The organism is Vibrio sp. SCSIO 43133, from assembly GCF_023716845.1.
In the GTDB taxonomy this organism is placed as follows: Bacteria; Pseudomonadota; Gammaproteobacteria; order Enterobacterales; family Vibrionaceae; genus Vibrio; species Vibrio mediterranei.
The window spans coordinates 2,313,141-2,329,490 of sequence record NZ_CP068024.1; the positions used below are offsets into that span (position 1 = coordinate 2,313,141).

General features: G+C 44.2%; 13 protein-coding genes and 4 tRNA genes. 4 read left to right on the plus strand and 13 right to left on the minus strand.

Annotated elements, in window-relative coordinates; genetic code table 11:
* Positions 1-13: 13 nt before the first annotated feature.
* From JKJ11_RS10940 to uvrY, 9 genes are all read right to left on the minus strand, one after another.
* On the minus strand, positions 14-2,911 hold the full coding sequence (locus tag JKJ11_RS10940) for a pyridoxal phosphate-dependent class III aminotransferase (RefSeq protein WP_252038172.1): 2,898 nt from the start codon (positions 2,909-2,911) through the stop codon (positions 14-16).
* 501 nt (positions 2,912-3,412) lie between these two features.
* Positions 3,413-4,135 (minus strand): riboflavin synthase, encoded by a 723-nt coding sequence (locus JKJ11_RS10945; protein ID WP_006075492.1) that lies wholly within the window; start codon positions 4,133-4,135, stop codon positions 3,413-3,415.
* 123 nt (positions 4,136-4,258) lie between these two features.
* Positions 4,259-4,334: transfer RNA gene (locus JKJ11_RS10950), tRNA-Gly, on the minus strand.
* Positions 4,335-4,360: 26 nt separating this feature from the next.
* Positions 4,361-4,447: transfer RNA gene (locus tag JKJ11_RS10955), tRNA-Leu, on the minus strand.
* Between the two features lie 62 nt (positions 4,448-4,509).
* Positions 4,510-4,585: transfer RNA gene (locus JKJ11_RS10960), tRNA-Gly, on the minus strand.
* An 18-nt stretch (positions 4,586-4,603) separates the two neighbouring features.
* Positions 4,604-4,677, minus strand: a tRNA-Cys gene (locus JKJ11_RS10965).
* A 339-nt stretch (positions 4,678-5,016) separates the two neighbouring features.
* Positions 5,017-5,571 (minus strand): CDP-diacylglycerol--glycerol-3-phosphate 3-phosphatidyltransferase, encoded by a 555-nt coding sequence (gene pgsA / locus JKJ11_RS10970; RefSeq protein WP_038225942.1) that lies wholly within the window; start codon positions 5,569-5,571, stop codon positions 5,017-5,019.
* Between the two features lie 48 nt (positions 5,572-5,619).
* Positions 5,620-7,455, minus strand: a complete 1,836-nt coding sequence (gene uvrC, locus JKJ11_RS10975) for an excinuclease ABC subunit UvrC (RefSeq protein ID WP_124939940.1) — start codon at positions 7,453-7,455, stop codon at positions 5,620-5,622.
* Positions 7,455-8,099 carry a UvrY/SirA/GacA family response regulator transcription factor gene (uvrY, locus tag JKJ11_RS10980; RefSeq protein ID WP_006075673.1) on the minus strand — a complete coding sequence of 215 codons (645 nt, stop codon included), beginning with the start codon at positions 8,097-8,099 and terminating at the stop codon, positions 7,455-7,457. Before uvrY ends, uvrC begins: the two co-directional genes overlap by 1 nt.
* 482 nt (positions 8,100-8,581) lie before the next feature.
* Here uvrY and JKJ11_RS10985 point away from each other — a divergent pair, with 482 nt between their 5' ends.
* Entirely contained in the window at positions 8,582-10,960 is a 2,379-nt protein-coding gene (locus JKJ11_RS10985) for a DNA polymerase II (protein ID WP_240206110.1), read from the plus strand.
* An 8-nt stretch (positions 10,961-10,968) separates the two neighbouring features.
* On the opposite strand, the gene JKJ11_RS10990 is transcribed toward JKJ11_RS10985, so the two are convergent.
* Positions 10,969-11,736, minus strand: a complete 768-nt coding sequence (locus JKJ11_RS10990) for a nucleotidyltransferase domain-containing protein (RefSeq protein WP_252039112.1) — start codon at positions 11,734-11,736, stop codon at positions 10,969-10,971.
* Between the two features lie 160 nt (positions 11,737-11,896).
* Here JKJ11_RS10990 and efpL point away from each other — a divergent pair, with 160 nt between their 5' ends.
* Both efpL and JKJ11_RS11000 read left to right on the plus strand, forming a co-directional pair.
* A complete protein-coding gene (gene efpL, locus JKJ11_RS10995; protein ID WP_006075135.1) occupies positions 11,897-12,463 on the plus strand; it encodes an elongation factor P-like protein EfpL in 567 nt (188 codons plus the stop codon).
* A gap of 3 nt (positions 12,464-12,466) precedes the next feature.
* Positions 12,467-12,784, plus strand: a complete 318-nt coding sequence (locus tag JKJ11_RS11000; RefSeq protein WP_006075134.1) for an HI1450 family dsDNA-mimic protein — start codon at positions 12,467-12,469, stop codon at positions 12,782-12,784.
* An 83-nt stretch (positions 12,785-12,867) separates the two neighbouring features.
* Here JKJ11_RS11000 and JKJ11_RS11005 read toward each other — a convergent pair whose 3' ends face one another.
* The 3 genes from JKJ11_RS11005 to JKJ11_RS11015 form a co-directional block, all read right to left on the minus strand.
* Positions 12,868-13,401: a phosphatase PAP2 family protein gene (locus JKJ11_RS11005; RefSeq protein ID WP_006075133.1), complete on the minus strand. Its 534-nt coding sequence runs from the start codon at positions 13,399-13,401 to the stop codon at positions 12,868-12,870.
* 113 nt (positions 13,402-13,514) lie between these two features.
* The gene (locus JKJ11_RS11010) at positions 13,515-13,907 is read right to left on the minus strand and encodes a DUF2750 domain-containing protein (protein WP_006075132.1); all 393 of its coding nucleotides are present in this window, start codon (positions 13,905-13,907) and stop codon (positions 13,515-13,517) included.
* Positions 13,908-13,990: 83 nt separating this feature from the next.
* Positions 13,991-14,896, minus strand: a complete 906-nt coding sequence (locus JKJ11_RS11015; protein ID WP_006075131.1) for a manganese-dependent inorganic pyrophosphatase — start codon at positions 14,894-14,896, stop codon at positions 13,991-13,993.
* Between the two features lie 208 nt (positions 14,897-15,104).
* On the opposite strand from JKJ11_RS11015, the gene JKJ11_RS11020 reads away from it, so the two are divergent.
* Positions 15,105-16,346 (plus strand): putative manganese transporter, encoded by a 1,242-nt coding sequence (locus JKJ11_RS11020; RefSeq protein ID WP_252038173.1) that lies wholly within the window; start codon positions 15,105-15,107, stop codon positions 16,344-16,346.
* Positions 16,347-16,350: the final 4 nt, after the last annotated feature.

Here is a 16,350-nt window from a genome sequence, read left to right on the forward strand (position 1 = left end):
TTCTGTTTATCGGTTAGTACGAGTTAGCTAGCTCAAGTGCTAACTGATCAATGTTATTCAGTAGGCTCTCAAAATCTGAGAGCGTTAAGCATGGGTTTAGAATCGTGAACTTCAGTGCTGACTGACCGTTCACTACCGTTTCCCCTAACACCGCAACGCCACGTGTTAGTGCTTGTAAACGGATCGCTTTATTCAGCTCATTCAAATCGTTGACGTCATCATTAATAACGCGCAATAAGACCGTTGATAATGATGGCTGTGCCAATAGCTCAAATCGTTCATGCGCTTGAACAAGTTTGGCCACCTCTTGCGTTTGTTCCATCAGATGGTCATACATATCACCTAGTGCCTGTGGACCAACGTTTTGCATCGTCATGAAGACTTTTAGAGCATCGAAACGCTTGGTTGTAGCAATGGATTTATCGACCAAGTTTGGCAGCTCATCGTGCTCTCGATTGAGGTAATCCGCATGATGAAGCAGGTACTTAAAGTTGCTGCGATCTTTTACCAGCAACGAGCCACAACTGATGGTTTGATAGAACAGTTTATGGAAATCGACGCTGACAGAGTCCGCTTTTTCAATACCATTAAGCTTGTGTTTGTGACTGCTTAGAATAAGGGCGCCACCGTAAGCACCATCAACGTGAAACCAAAGCTGGTTTTCGGCAGCAATGGTGGCGAGAGAGTTTAGATCATCAATAGCGCCGTGATCTGTCGTCCCTGCTGTTCCGACTAAAGCAAAAGGTATCAAGCCTTCAGCTCTCATCGCTTGTAAGTCAGTGATAAGTGCATCCGTTTTGATGGTACCGTTGTCGTGGGTTGCAACGCAGTGCACGGCTTGTTCACCCAAGCCTAACAACGAGGCTGACTTTTGAACCGTAAAATGCGACTTATCGGAACAGACAATACGAAGTCTATCGGCATAACTCGGAAGACCTTGCTTTTGGATAGAATGACCATCCGTCACATCCGCAATTCGGTCACGTGCCAACAGAAGACCCATTAAATTACTCTGTGTGCCACCACTGGTGAAAATACCATCTGCTGACGCACCAAGCTCATAGCGCTCGCAAAGCCAATCCAGTACTTTCTGCTCAACATAAGTTGCCGCCGATGCTTGGTCCCAAGAATCCATAGATTGATTCAACGCCGCGATCATCGCCTCTGCAGCGACAGCCGGCATTAAAGGTGGTGTATGCAAATGTGCAATACAATTAGGGTGTTGAGTGAATATTGAATGGTCTGCAACCAAACTTGCAGTCTCATCAACAACACGTTGTAGATCGTGATGACTGCCGTCAAGATTGACATTGTTAATGGCCGATTCAAGCACTTTTGGATCTAACCCCGAATACGGTTTAGAGACACCCTCAAACACTTCTTTCATCGCTTGAGTAGTGTGATTCATTACCTGAGAAAATTCGGTCGCACCTTGCACACCCGTATGGATGAAGTACTTTTTCCACGACTTTGCTTTGTTATCTTGCTGTGACTTTTGCCCGCCACCAGCTACAACGATAGCCTCTTCAATAGTGCGTAATGCAAAATCGATCTGCTCGAAACTAATGATTAGTGGTGGAAGAAAGCGAATAACGGCACCATCACGCCCACCTTTTTCAACCATCAAACCGCGTTCTAGCGCGGCGCGCTGTATGCCTAGGGTAAGCTGACCATCGGCAACAGGTTCACCAAACTTGTTGTGTTCACCCGTTGGCTTGACAATCTCGACGCCCAGCATCAGTCCTTTGCCGCGAACCTCAGCAATACAGTCTACACGTTGCTTTATTTTGTTGAGGCCAAGACGTAAATACTCTCCAGCGACTCTGGCATGCTCAACAAGGTTGTCGCGCTCGATGATCTCAAGCGCTTTCTCGCCCGAAACCATGGCCAGTTGATTACCGCGGAACGTGCCCGTGTGTTCACCTGCGTTCCACGTATCCACTTTTTTGTTAAATACCAGTAGCGACATCGGCAAGCCGCCGCCAATCGCTTTGGATAAACAAAGAATATCTGGGCTAATCCCCGCTTCTTCAAATGCAAAACGGTAGCCTGTTTTGCCTACGCCGCACTGGATTTCATCCAAAATGAGCAAGATCTCATGCTCATCACAAAGTCGGCGTAGTTCTCTCAGCCAAAACGCCGGAGCAGGGATAACGCCCCCTTCTCCTTGAACTGGCTCAACAATAATGGCAGCTGGTTTCATGATACCGGCTTCATCATCGTTCAATAGTCGTTCGATATAACGAATACTCTGTTTTGCGCCCGCATCGCCACCAAGACCAAACGGACAACGAAGACTATAAGGAAATGGCATGAAGTGAACATCGGACATCAGCCCAGTACGACGAGCTTTGGTGCCAAGGTTACCCATCATGCCCATGGTGCCATTCGTCATACCATGATATGCACCGCGGAAGGCAAACATAGTATTTCTACCCGTAGTTTGCTTCGCCAATTTGATAGCGGCTTCAACAGCGTCAGCACCCGAAGGGCCACAAAACTGAATCACCGATTGGTCAGCGAATTCTTGCGGTAGAAACGCTTTCACTCGTTTGATAAAACGATCTTTAGCTTCTGTCGTAATATCAAGAGTTTGGTACGGTAAACCTGAATCAAGCTGCTGTTTGAGAGCTTGATTGATTTCAGGATGGTTGTAACCCATCGCAAGCGTGCCTGCTCCAGCAAGACAATCAAGAAAGATTTGCCCACGAGTGTCTTCCACCAAAGCACCAAACGCACGCTTGATGGCGATAGGCAGACGACGTGGATAGGAACGAACTTCTGATTCGTGCTCCGCTTGATAAAGTAGAACCTGATCAGGTGTCAGGTCATAGGTGCCTTCAACGTGTGGAACGTGTACCGAAATTGAAGACGCGAATTCTTTGGAATCAAATTCGAATGCTGTACTCATTTTTTGTAACCTAGATTATGCGTGCGAAATCACTCGCTACGCGCATAGCAAAACAAGTCCCACCGTATTTCAGATGTGACAAAGGCCTAAATGAACTGCTTCATTTAGAAAGGTATTAGCGTTTTGAAATCAAGGCTCTGTGATACTACGGTTTAAGCGCAATACACAGTTTGGAAGTACAAAGCTGATTTTTGAGTGTGAGTTAATCTGTTTCAATGTTGGGTTTCCCATTAACATGCCCTTCTAGGCATCAGTATCCCGTCTACTAGTTATTGGCATAACCAGTACCTACCCTACGTTGTGTCACAATCAGCTTGAATGGTCACAACGCGTCTCCCCCAGATTCATTCCGAGATTGCGCGGGAAAGTAACATAGAAATCATTATCATCGCAACCGTTTTCTCCAGTTACGTTTTGTCTAACTTATGGAAACAACTACCAAAAATATGAAACTGATTAGATAAAAAACCGCCTCGTGGGAGGCGGCGTTATTTTATTTTGCTACTTATCCTTTTGATCGCTTAGGCGTTTGGTGGTCGCTTGGCCTATGGTATCTACGTCAACACCATTTTGTTCCAAGAATTTTTCAAACATCGGCAATAGTGGGCCTAAAGTGTCAGCAATTGTATCGCGCACGGTATCAACAACAACTTGAGTGCCACGCTCAATCTCTATATTAACGTCATCACCCACCAGTTTGCCTTCAAAGGTCGTCATACGGCGAGTTTCTGGAATCAGCCACACATCAAACCACCCTTCTTGCTTATCTACTTCTGAAACCGTCAAGCTTGCCCCGTTGATAGCGATATAGCCTTTAGGGAACACGTATGGTTTCCACTCTTTTGGCAACTGAAATTGTATACGGTAGTTATCTTCTTGTTGATGAATAGCAACCAATGGCGTTTTGAAGTCCACGTGTCCTGAAAGCGGATGACCACCAATCTCTGCGCCATCTTTTGCCGCACGCTCCACATTGATTCTCTGGCCTTCTTCAAATGCACTCAATGTGGTGATGTTCAGGCTCTGAAGCATGACGTCAAAAGAGAGACGCGTCTCACTTTGAATTTCGGTAACCGTTAAACATACCCCATCCACAGCGATACTGGCTCCAATTTCAACATCGACGCAAAACCCAGATTCAAAATCGATTTCAAAGGTACGAATGCCGTTAAGATCAGTAATTTTGTCGATTGTCGCGACAGATTGGATAATTCCCGTAAACATAGATGCCTCATTTCACTAGTGAAGTGCCTTTAGTACGGACATCATTACAAAAAGAATCAAGAAGATAAAGAGAGTAGAAAGGAAAAACGAAAAAGCCCAGCATAGTTGCTGGGCTTTCTTGTTTGGAGCGACACACGAGGTTCGAACTCGTGACCTCAACCTTGGCAAGGTTGCGCTCTACCAACTGAGCTAGTGTCGCATTTGTCTTTTCAGACTAATTTGAGATGGTGCCCCGGGCCGGACTTGAACCGGCACAGCGCGAACGCCGAGGGATTTTAAATCCCTTGTGTCTACCAATTCCACCACCAGGGCACACAAAATTCATTGTGATGGAGACACCATCTAGATACCGCTTTCGCCATATCTTTAAAACTTGGAGCGACACACGAGGTTCGAACTCGTGACCTCAACCTTGGCAAGGTTGCGCTCTACCAACTGAGCTAGTGTCGCATATTCTCTAAGAGAGAATGGAGGCGCCTCCCGGAGTCGAACCGAGGTCCACGGATTTGCAATCCGCTGCATAGCCACTCTGCCAAGGCGCCTTCTTGTCACTCTGGACTCTAACTTAATCGCTTTGCTTTAAGCAGTTCCTCTTGAGTACGGGAGGCATTTTACGCAATCAGAGAAATGAGTCAACACGTTTTTTTATATTTTGAATCGTTTGTCTAAGAAACATCCAAAAAGCGCTAATTTGCTCAATTTTCTAGCAAAAACATGCACATTTAGCACTAGAAAACTTGTTTTGCTTTGTTGTTGTATTTATATCTACAAAACCTAAGAACTCTGATATCACTTACCGAAGTGCCTCTCTTCGAGTATTAAAGCATTCAATAGTGACAAAAAAGGCGAGCTCATCGCTCGCCTTCTATTATTCATTATCTCTAATCATCTGCATTCAATAAATCATCTTTAGCAGCAGCTAGATATTGGAACATTGACCAGTAGGTTAATACCGTTGCAACATAAAGTGCACCGAAGCCTAGCCATACCATCCAATCGTCATAGCGCCAGATAAGTACCCATAGAGCAAACATCTGTGTCAGCGTCTTAACTTTGCCTACCCATGAAACAGCAACACTGGCGCGCTTGCCGATTTCAGCCATCCACTCTCTCAAAGCAGAAATGATAATCTCACGTGCAATCATGGTAACAGCAGGAATAGTTACCCAAATGCTGTGGTAGTGTTCAGTAATTAGAATCAACGCAGTAGCAACTAACACTTTGTCAGCGACAGGGTCGATGAAAGCGCCAAATCGAGAGGTTTGACCCAGCTTCCTTGCTAACATCCCATCTAACCAGTCGGTAAAACCGGCCACCCAAAACACCATTGCGGCAGCAAACGGCGCCCAGCTGTATGGGAGATAAAAAACTACAATGAATACGGGGATGAGAAATAATCTCAACAAAGACAGAATGTTAGGTATGTTTAAACGCATATTATTATCGGCTCTTTTCTACTGCGCCTTTATGTTGCGGGATTTTCTCTAGTGTTTCAATGCTTGATAGATGTTTTCTGCCAAAGATTTGCTAATTCCGGGTACTTTGGCGATTTCTTCTACACTGGCTCGCTTAAGTTCTTGCAAACCACCCATGTACTTCAGCAAGGCTTGACGACGCTTAGGACCGATTCCTTCAATCCCTTCTAACGGACTGGTACGTCTTGTTTTAGCACGTTTGGCTCGATGGCCTGCTATCGCATGATCATGACTCTCGTCTCGAATATGCTGAATTAGATGAAGTGCTGGAGCGTCACTTGGTAAGTTAAACTCACGCCCCTCAGGGGTAATTAACGTTTCTAATCCCGGTTTACGAGTCACCCCTTTAGCGATACCAATTAGTAATGGATGCTTAGGCCACTCTCCCCAATACTGAGAAACGATTTCAACCGCACGGTTGAGTTGCCCTTTACCACCATCGATAAAAATAATATCAGGAATTTTGTCTACGTCGATTTGCTTAGAGTAGCGACGTTCAAGCACCTGTCCCATAGCAGCGTAATCGTCACCGCCAGTAATACCAGTAATGTTGTAGCGACGATACTCTTGCTTTAACGGCCCTTCTTGATTAAACACCACGCAAGATGCAATCGTACTTTCACCCATAGTATGACTGATATCGAAGCACTCCATGCGAGTTATGCTCTCCAACTCAAGTTCTTCTTGAAGGGCTTTGAAGCGCTGGTTGATTGTCATCTTATGATTGATTTTGGTGGTAATTGCCGTTAATGCGTTGGTGTTTGATAGTTTAAGGTAACGACCACGAGATCCCATCGGGTTGACGTGGAAAATAACTTTCCTTCCAGCAATTTCAGACAGCGCTTCACCTAACGTACTGATATCCTCCACAAGGTCATCATTGAGGATGATTCGCGTAGGGATGGTTCTAGATTCTGTTTGATTCAGATAGTATTGGCTTAAGAAACTGTAAAACACTTCTTTTCGGTCGGTGTTACTTGGGATTTTAGGGAAATGACTGCGGCTACCGAGTACTTTGCCTTGGCGAATCATTAGAATATGGACACAAGCGACACCTTTCTCTTGAGCAAAACCAAGCACATCCATGTCATCATCGCTGTCTTCGGAGACGAACTGCTGCTCTTGAACCCGTCTAATCGCTTGTATCTGGTCACGATATTTAGCCGCATCTTCGAATTTTAGATTACGGCTTGCCTCATCCATTTTCTCCACCAGCATTTGCAATACGTTACTGTCTTTGCCTTGCAGGAAGAGACGTAGCAATCCCACCAATTCTGCATATTCTTCATCGGAGATAATGCTGCTGACACACGGGCCAGCACAACGGCCGATTTGATACATTAGGCATGGACGGCTACGGTTAGCATAGACCGAGTCTTCACACTGACGAACCGGAAAGATCTTTTGAAGAAGGTGAAGAGTTTGCCTAACAGCGCCAGAGTCAGGGTAAGGACCGAAATACTCCCCTTTCTTACGACGTGCCCCTCGATGCATCGAGAGCCGTGGATGTTTGTGTCCAGATAAGAAAATATAGGGATAAGACTTATCGTCTCTCAGCAGTACATTATATTTGGGCAAGTACTGCTTAATATAATTGTGCTCAAGGATCAGTGCTTCGGTTTCTGTATGAGTAACAGTTACATCGATTTTCGCAATATTGCTGACTAAGGCACGTGTCTTTTCGCTATCGACTCGTTTGCGAAAATAGCTAGTAAGGCGTTTTTTGAGGTCTTTGGCTTTACCGACATAAATAACGACCGACTCGGCGTCGTACATTCGGTAGACGCCGGGTTGGTTTGTTACAGTCTTTAGAAATGATGTTGAATCAAAAATGTGTTCCGACACTACAATGTCTCAGTATCTAACATTCCATGTCGAATAGCTAAATGAGTCAGTTCAACATCACCATTGATATCCAGCTTACTAAAAAGTCTGTATCGGTAGCTATTAACTGTTTTCGGGCTCAAGCTCAGTTGCTCTGAAATATCTGTTACCTTCTGTCCTTTGGTGATCATCATCATGATTTGAAGTTCACGTTCAGAAAGGTCTTTAAACGGGTTTTCAGACGCTGATGAAAATTGGCTAAGTGCCATTTGCTGAGCAATTTCAGGAGAAATGTATCTCTGACCACTATTGACGAGTCGAATAGCGTTGACCATTTCATCAGGCGCTGCACCTTTGGTTAGGTACCCGGCGGCACCCGCTTGCATTACTTTCGTCGGAAACGGATTTTCCGTATGTACAGTTAGCACGATGATCTTAATGTCTGGATTGTGGCGTAGAATCTTCTTTGTTGCTTCTAAACCGCCAATACCAGGCATATTCATGTCCATTAAAATGACGTCAACATGGTTGCTACGACACCATTTTACGGCTTCTTCACCACTGTCAGCTTCTCCTGCTACATTCATTCCACGGACGTCTTCGATAATACGTCGTATCCCTGTGCGAACCAGTTCGTGATCATCTACAAGGAAAACATTAATCAAACTTGTATCTCCACACTTGTCTATTGGCTCTGCGACCACTTGAGGTTAGTGGATAGCAGCATGGCTAGCTATCTTACCTCATTTGAAACTAAATTGCTCTCGTACAAATCGTGCACAAGCGCAAACTTTGGCAAACACATTACGATGAAGATGAAGCGTCGTCAATCATAAAAACTTTAAAATCATTAGGTTACAAATTAGTCACTCATCCTAGTGCTTAAACGTAACTCCTCGTTTTACTACGATTATTTCCCAATGTTCACCTATGAAACCCAGTACACATCATATGCCAAAAAATCACAAAAACTCGATATAAATCACTATTCTAATTTATACTGTTCGTTACTAAAGTTTAGCGCATATTCATAGATTTTCGCGGTTGGTAAGCCTTTGTTACACTACTTCCTTACATGTGATTATCAACCAATGATATTTTGCTTAAAATTTACGCAAAGCCATTATGCCGGTAGGAAAAAACTGAGTTGGACATCCATAAAGGGTTTCTATTAACCCGACAATCAAGAGACACGCGTCAAGGACCACAGATTGAGTTGTGGATTTCCACTGTGAATGGGCCCGTCCAAATTCTAATTGAGGGTCAGAAACCAGTTTTCTTCGTGCCACGACATTTTGCAGAGCTGGTCGATGACTTAGCATCTGATGCTCGACTTCCTATTGCCCTCAAGCCTGTAGAACTAAAAAGTTTTGAGGGTGAAGACCTCTTCGCGGTCTACAGCCAATCAATTTCCGGTGCGCGCAAGCTTCACGAACTCTTGTTGAATAATGACATTCTGGTTCTTGAAGCAGATATTAAGTTAGCAGATCGCTTTCTAATGGAGCGTTTTATCCAAGGCAGTTTAGCGGTCACTGGTAACTGTGAAGTGATCAATGCCAACACTTGCAACCAGTACATTCGAATCACTAATGCCAAGTGCAAAGCCTACGACTACACGCCTGAATTAAAAGTAGTTTCTCTGGATATAGAGTGCTCTGAGAAAGGCCAGTTGTATTCCATTGGCCTTGATAGCGCGAGGGATAGTCGCGTTATTATGGTAGGTGAAGCGCAGGCGTGCGCGACCCAAGTTCAATGGGTCAACGATGAAAAAGCCTTACTTGTAGCGTTAAATGACTGGTTTAAAACGTTCGACCCCGATGTCATCGTAGGGTGGAGTGTCATTGATTTTGATTTTAAGTTACTTAATAAACGAGCAGAATTGAACCATGTGAAGCTCAGTTTGGGTCGAGGCGATCAGAATATATACTTTCGTACCTTACCTTCTAGTCAGCAAAGCTTTATCACTATTCCGGGACGTGTGGTGTTAGACGGTATTGATACCTTAAAAACCGCCACTTACGGTTTCCGCTCTTGGTCTCTAGAGTCGGTTTCTCAAGAACTGTTAGGCGAAGGAAAAGCGATTCATAACGTGCATGACCGAATGGCAGAAATTAACACCATGTTCCGCCAAGACAAGCCATCACTCGCTAAGTATAACCTGCAAGACTGTGTGTTGGTTAACCGCATCTTTGCACACACCCACTTGCTAGAATTCGCCATTGAACGTACCAAATTAACAGGCGTTGAGCTTGACCGAGTAGGCGGGTCGGTAGCAGCTTTCACTAATCTTTATCTCCCTCGTCTACATCGCTCTCATTACGCGGCACCTAATTTGCACCCTGAGAACTGGGTAGCAAGTCCAGGCGGTTACGTCATGGACTCCATCCCAGGGTTGTATGATTCAGTACTTGTGCTCGATTTTAAAAGCCTTTATCCATCCATTATTCGCTCCTTCTTGATCGATCCTATGGGACTGATTGAAGGCTTGAAATTGGAAATTGGTAAAAATGACGACCAAGCTGTAGCAGGATTTAGAGGAGGTCAATTCCATCGAACGCAGCATTTTCTTCCAAATTTAATCGAAGAATTATGGAAAGCGCGCGATGTCGCAAAAGCCAACAATGAAAAAGCATTTTCTCAAGCCATCAAGATCATTATGAACTCGTTTTATGGTGTTTTGGGCTCATCAGGCTGTCGATTTTTCGATACTCGTCTAGCCTCCTCAATTACCATGCGTGGCCATGAGATAATGAAAACATCGAAACGCTTGATTGAAGAAAAAGGATATCAAGTTATTTATGGTGACACCGATTCAACCTTTGTCTCATTGAATGGTAAGTTCGATGCTCAAAGTGCGGATAATATTGGTAACCAACTTATCGACTATCTGAATACGTGGTGGGCCGATCATCTCAAGAACGAGTACAACTTAACGTCCATTTTGGAATTGGAGTATGAAACCCACTATCAGAAGTTTCTAATGCCAACAATAAGAGGTTCCGAAACCGGATCTAAAAAGCGTTATGCAGGGTTAATTGGAGATGGTGACAAGGAACGACTGATCTTCAAAGGATTGGAAAGTGCCAGAACCGACTGGACTGCACTGGCGCAACAGTTTCAGCAAAAACTCTATATGATGGTGTTCAAAAACCAAGATCCATCTGACTATGTCCGTTCATTTGTGGAAAGCACTTCACGAGGTGAGTTTGATGACCAATTAGTCTATCAAAAGCGCCTGCGCAGAAAACTGCATGAGTATCAAAAGAATATTCCCCCTCAAGTACGAGCGGCTCGCATGGCAGACGACATCAACCAACAATTGGGACGACCATTGCAATACCAAAACAAGGGAAGAATAGAATATGTCATTACCTTAAATGGACCCGAGCCCGTTGAGTATCAGCGTTCACCCATTGATTATCAACACTACATTGATAAGCAACTGCGGCCGATTGCTGAGGCTATATTACCTTTTATTGGTCAAAGCTTTGATGATTTGAGTGCGCCTCAAATGGGGCTCTTCTAATAGTAAAGTTAGCCAATTTTGAATTCTGTTTTCTTGTACTCATTAGCAATCCATGTGCCAAATTCATCCAAGATACCCACCACTGAACGTTTGGGAATGACTCGATTACCTAACAAGATCCCAAGACGTTCAACAGTTTGCTGGCGCTCCGGAAAATAGTTTAAGAATTGCAAACCACACTCCTTGGGTTCATCTATCCACTTCTTGTGTTTATGTAGAACAAGTCCATAAGCAGCACGTAAGAGTTTCTTCGCCATCTGGCGCTGCGCCATTAGCATTTGGTCTTTTGTTGTTGCTTGCGCAATTTCGCTACGCAGATTGATAGAGCTCTCTGCAATATCCATATTCCACTGCTTAGAAATTTCCCAGCTAGGAATATACTCGCCAAAACACTCGGCCAAATTTTCACCATACACATTCATACAGCACTGCTTAAGTAAGAAACCCCACGTAAACAATGCATCAAGTGATACCACTTGCTTTACGAGCGCAGTACGTATCGAGATACCTCGCACAAAGGGAAACTCTTTTTGAAAGCGCCAATTAATACTGTTGAAAAGAGACGTTCGACTGTCACTGAATGATTGATGAGTAACCACAACAACATCCAGATTGGATATGCTAGGGATAGCTCGCCCCTGCGCCACGGAACCATAGATATAAACGCTGTGGAGATTGTCTTTAAGCCCAGCTTTCAAACAAGCTAATAGGTCCTGGACGACATCAGCATATTGAGGTTGAGCTACCAGCGATGAAAGTGAATTCGGAGTATGCACGATATCGATATAGAGTACTGCGGATAGATCTATTCTACGTTTCGAAATGTCGAGATTCAATGCTCAAATGAATCATGGCCAGCATCACATGTTTCTTGAGCAAAGCCCGACTTCGGACGTATAATTGTCTGTCTAAACAAAAAACGAAGGAAATATTCCCATGCCTAAGGCAAGTGAGCTAAAAAAAGGTTTTGCGATTGAGTCAAATGGCAAAACGTTGCTAATCAAAGATATCGAAGTAACGACTCCAGGCGGTCGTGGCGGTGCAAAGATCTATAAATTGCGTTGTACTGATTTGGCAACAGGCTCAAGAGTTGATGAGCGTTTCAAGTCTGATGATACTCTAGAAACCGTTGAAATGAACAAGCGTAACGTGACGTTCTCTTACGTTGATGGTGATGAGTATATCTTTATGGATAACGAAGATTACAGCCAGTTCACGTTCAAACATAACGAAATTGAAGACGATCTACTGTTCATCAATGAAGACACTCAAGGTGTACAAGTTATTCTAGTAAACGGCAGTGCTGTGGGTCTTGAACTCCCTTCATCTGTCGAGCTCGTTATCGAAGAAACTGACCCGTCAATCAAGGGCGCATCAGCATCTGCTCGTACAAAACCAGCTCGTCTGTCAACAGGTCTAACCGTACAAGTACCTGAGTACATCGCAACAGGTGACCGTGTAGTGATCAACACTGCAGAACGTAAATACATGAACAGAGCATAAGTTATGTCAGAACTGATTTCATACGATGACGTTATCGAAGCGGCCTACGACATCTTCCTAGAGATGGCCCCTGATAATCTTGAACCTGCAGATGTCATTCTTTTCACCGCACAGTTCGACGACCGTGGGGCTGCTGAGGTTGTAGAAACAGGTTTGGATTGGGCTGAACAGGTAGGATTCGACGTTGATGAAACCTACGCAGAAGTGCGTATTGGGTTGGTAAACGAAGAAGACGATGTTCTTGATGATGTGTTCGCGCGCTTATTGGTAAGCCGTGATCCAGAGAATAAGTTCTGTCATATCCTTTGGAAGCGCGATTAATCGTTGGTTTCCATCCATTAAAAAAGCTCGGCAAACGCTGAGCTTTTTGTTTTACGCTAAGTATTGAGTACTGACATAAATCACTACCAAACATAGGTCATAGAAATACCGGCACCCTGAGATGAAGCCCACGGCAACAGTTGAACATTTGGGTCCAACTTGTCGGTAAACATCCAGCCAGTAAAGACACCGATAGCCGCGCCCGCAGCAACATCGCGCCAATAATGTTTATCCGCTTGTACACGGCCAACGCCTACTAAAGTTGCGACTCCATATGCGGGTAAGCCGACCTGCCACCCATGCCTTATGTGTAAGGTAGTTGCAGAAGCAAATGCATTTGCCGTATGGTTTGATGGAAAACTTTTGTTATCGCTACCATCCGGTCTCGGTGCATCGATCGTATGTTTTCCTACCAAACCGATAGCCGAGGCAGAGCCAATACTCAAACCTGCCTGCCAAACACCTTCCCAATCTTCTTGGTAGGCTGGTAACCCCGCCGCTAAACCAACCAATCCATAGGCGCCAATATCGCTGAATAAATCCCAGTTATCCTTATTTGAGGCAGACGCCAGCGAGCTAATAAGTACGCCCAAGATTAATAGAAAGAAACGTTGCATGACAGAAACTTACTGTAAGAAAACTGGCAAAGAGTCTACCCGAACTTCAGGTAAATGAATACGTCATGCAATGTCTATTTACTATTTCAATACTCACTGGCTTTCTGGAAAGCTTACTTTCTGGAAAGCTTAGTCGCCTGCTTCTTTAGCTCGAAATCAAACTCATCAGGGAATAAAATAACCCCTTCTTCATTTTGATTTGGGAACACAACCACAGCCAATTCGTCATCTTCCAAACCATAGGTCCAGCGGCTATGCCATTTATTTAGAGAGATAGCTTCTGCTTTGCAGTGATCCCACTCTCCTGTAGCCCATTGCTCAGCTAACTCTTGGTGCGGCCAAACTGGAACACAATCTTCATCTTCCGTATTTAACATGACACAACCATGTTCATCGGTCAGAATCCAAATCTGACGTTCTTGAACCATAGTCTTCACACTGTACTTCAGCCGTTTTTCTTCGTCATAGCTGGAGATTTCATCGATTTGCTGTTGCTCTAATGCCATCACTGAACACCTTTATGTAAATTCGAAAATTAAAAAACCCCAGTACCTTAGATACTAGGGCTTTTTTCAAACTTAGTGAATAATTACACCAGCTCGTTCTGAAGCCAAGGCCAACCTTGCTTCTTACGACTTAGTGTATTCTCCATCATAAGCATGCCGTTTTCTTCGTGCTTAACCAGCTTCTCAGCCCACTCACCTTTGTAGATTAGGCGAGTTTGTGCTGTTGTGATATCCGTTAGCATTACCGCTGCAAACGCTAGACCTTGTTCTTCACAACGACGAGTTAAGTCTGCTTCAAGCGCGTCAATCATGCCATCTACTTGCTCAAGTGTCGCAAGTTCAACTTGGCCAACAACAACGTCACGACCATTGAATGGGTATGCTTTAAGGTCTTTTTCTACTAGCTCAGCAGCAGACAGGCCCTCAATGTTTGTTTTTGCAATCAGAAGATCTTTGATAAATGCATCAAGATCTTCAACACCAGCGATCTCTGCTAGTTCCGCTACTGCATCTTTATCTTTTTGAGTACACGTTGGTGAAGCGAAGCCTACAGTGTCAGACAAAATTGCAGACATCATTAGGATAGCGAGAGGACGAGTGATCTCAGCGTTTTCCATCTTGAATAGATTGAACAAGATAGTACATGTACAACCCACAGGCCAAATCCAAGCTTCAAGAGGGTTAACGGTCATGACGTCACCTAAACGGTGGTGGTCAACAATACCTAGAATTTCAGCTTCATTGATATCATCTGGTGCTTGAGCTAAATCGGTATAATCAACTAACCATACTTTTTCACCAGCAACGCTAGTGCGAAGTTCTGGTTGGTCAACACCTGCTGTTGCAAGGATATGTTGAGTTTCACGGTTAATTTCACCTTGGCGAACTGGCTGTGCTTCAAGACCACGAGCTTTTAGAAGTTCTGTTGCAACGAGTGCACCACAAATGCTATCACTATCTGGGTTTTTATGACCGACAACTAAAATCATTTTGCTTCCTAACTAATTCTGATCATCAGGCTCATGCGCCTGCTTTACATCTCACAAAGGTCGTTACTTTACCTGAATTTCTAAATTTGTCATCGGTTGATGTCAGATTCGTTCTATTTCTTCGCGTAGAAAACCACATTAATAGCATTGAGAATTATTCTCATATATGTATAATGATAATAATTCTCATTTAATATCGGTAAAGTGTATGCAACAGGTAAAGAACCTCGCTATCGTGAATGGATTAACTATCGACCAGTTCACACCAAAGTATAAGCGTCTAATATTACCTATTGCTATGGCTGCCCTACTCGCCTCTAGTGTTACAAGAGAAGTCACAATAAATGCGCTTTCCGATGCTTTCTGGGCCGTCTCCTGCTATGTCGTATTTACCTTAGTCGTTTATCATCAAATATCTCAACTGATATCTAGTCAAAACCGACTCGTCGAGCTTTATCACCACTCACCAACACATCAAGTTGTCTTTTCTTCGTTGTTAGGAGCTCTACCCGGCTGTGGTGGCGCGATAATTGTCACGACGCAGTTTGTTTCCGGTCGAGTTGGCTTCGGTTCCGTCGTCGCGGTATTAACGGCAACAATGGGTGATGCCGCATTCTTGATTCTAGCGAGTAAACCTAGCGTGGGATTAGGCCTTGTCGCGATGGGTGTCGTTGTCGGGATGATCTCAGGGTTAATTGTAAACAAAATACACGCTGCCGATTTCCTGCGCCCGAAATCCGCTAATCCTTCGGCAAAACGCGTCTCACAAGTAAATAACACAGATAATACCGATTGCACATGTAAAACCACACAGGAATCAACGGGGGTTCAAAGAGCAGCGATCAATCTACAAGGACTATTCTGGAAGTGGATTATTGTGCCCGCTTTGATAGTTGCCTTTGCTATGTCATTTCAGGTCGACATAAACCAAGTACTTGGTTTGCCAACCAACAGTATTGAGTGGACTGGTGCGGTCTTAGCCGTGGTAATGATGTTTTTGTGGGCCTTCACCAAAGAAATCAACGACTATCAAAGCACGGTCGCAGAAGACGCTAAAATCGCGTCATCACACCCAATGCAAAAAGCAGCGCAAGACACTCATTTTGTGAGTGCTTGGGTCATAGTGGCATTTTTATTTTTTGAGCTAAGTGTCCACTTTGCACATATCGATTTAGGTTCTGCGCTATCTGGTTATGGCATTTATATGCCTCTTGTAGGGATGCTGGTTGGTCTACTACCGGGTTGCGGACCGCAAATTTTGGTAACTAGTCTTTATATTACTGGTGCGATGCCAATGTCCGCACAAATTTCGAATGCCATCTCTAACGATGGGGATGCTCTGTTTCCTGCGATTGCACTCGCCCCTAAAGCTGCGTTAGCCGCTACATTTTACTCGGCAATACCCGCAATCATCGTCGGCTACGGGTATTACTGGTTATTTGAACTATAACTTG

What these genes read in the sequence shown, in the direction of transcription:
- JKJ11_RS11010 (WP_006075132.1), bottom strand. Translation starts at nt 13,907, where the DNA reads ATGGCATTAGAGCAACAGCAAATCGATGAAATCTCCAGCTATGACGAA.
- JKJ11_RS11020 (WP_252038173.1), top strand. Translation starts at nt 15,105, where the DNA reads ATGCAACAGGTAAAGAACCTCGCTATCGTGAATGGATTAACTATCGAC.
- JKJ11_RS10945 (WP_006075492.1), bottom strand. Translation starts at nt 4,135, where the DNA reads ATGTTTACGGGAATTATCCAATCTGTCGCGACAATCGACAAAATTACT.
- pgsA (WP_038225942.1), bottom strand. Translation starts at nt 5,571, where the DNA reads ATGCGTTTAAACATACCTAACATTCTGTCTTTGTTGAGATTATTTCTC.
- JKJ11_RS11000 (WP_006075134.1), top strand. Translation starts at nt 12,467, where the DNA reads ATGTCAGAACTGATTTCATACGATGACGTTATCGAAGCGGCCTACGAC.
- JKJ11_RS11015 (WP_006075131.1), bottom strand. Translation starts at nt 14,896, where the DNA reads ATGATTTTAGTTGTCGGTCATAAAAACCCAGATAGTGATAGCATTTGT.
- JKJ11_RS11005 (WP_006075133.1), bottom strand. Translation starts at nt 13,401, where the DNA reads ATGCAACGTTTCTTTCTATTAATCTTGGGCGTACTTATTAGCTCGCTG.
- efpL (WP_006075135.1), top strand. Translation starts at nt 11,897, where the DNA reads ATGCCTAAGGCAAGTGAGCTAAAAAAAGGTTTTGCGATTGAGTCAAAT.
- JKJ11_RS10940 (WP_252038172.1), bottom strand. Translation starts at nt 2,911, where the DNA reads ATGAGTACAGCATTCGAATTTGATTCCAAAGAATTCGCGTCTTCAATT.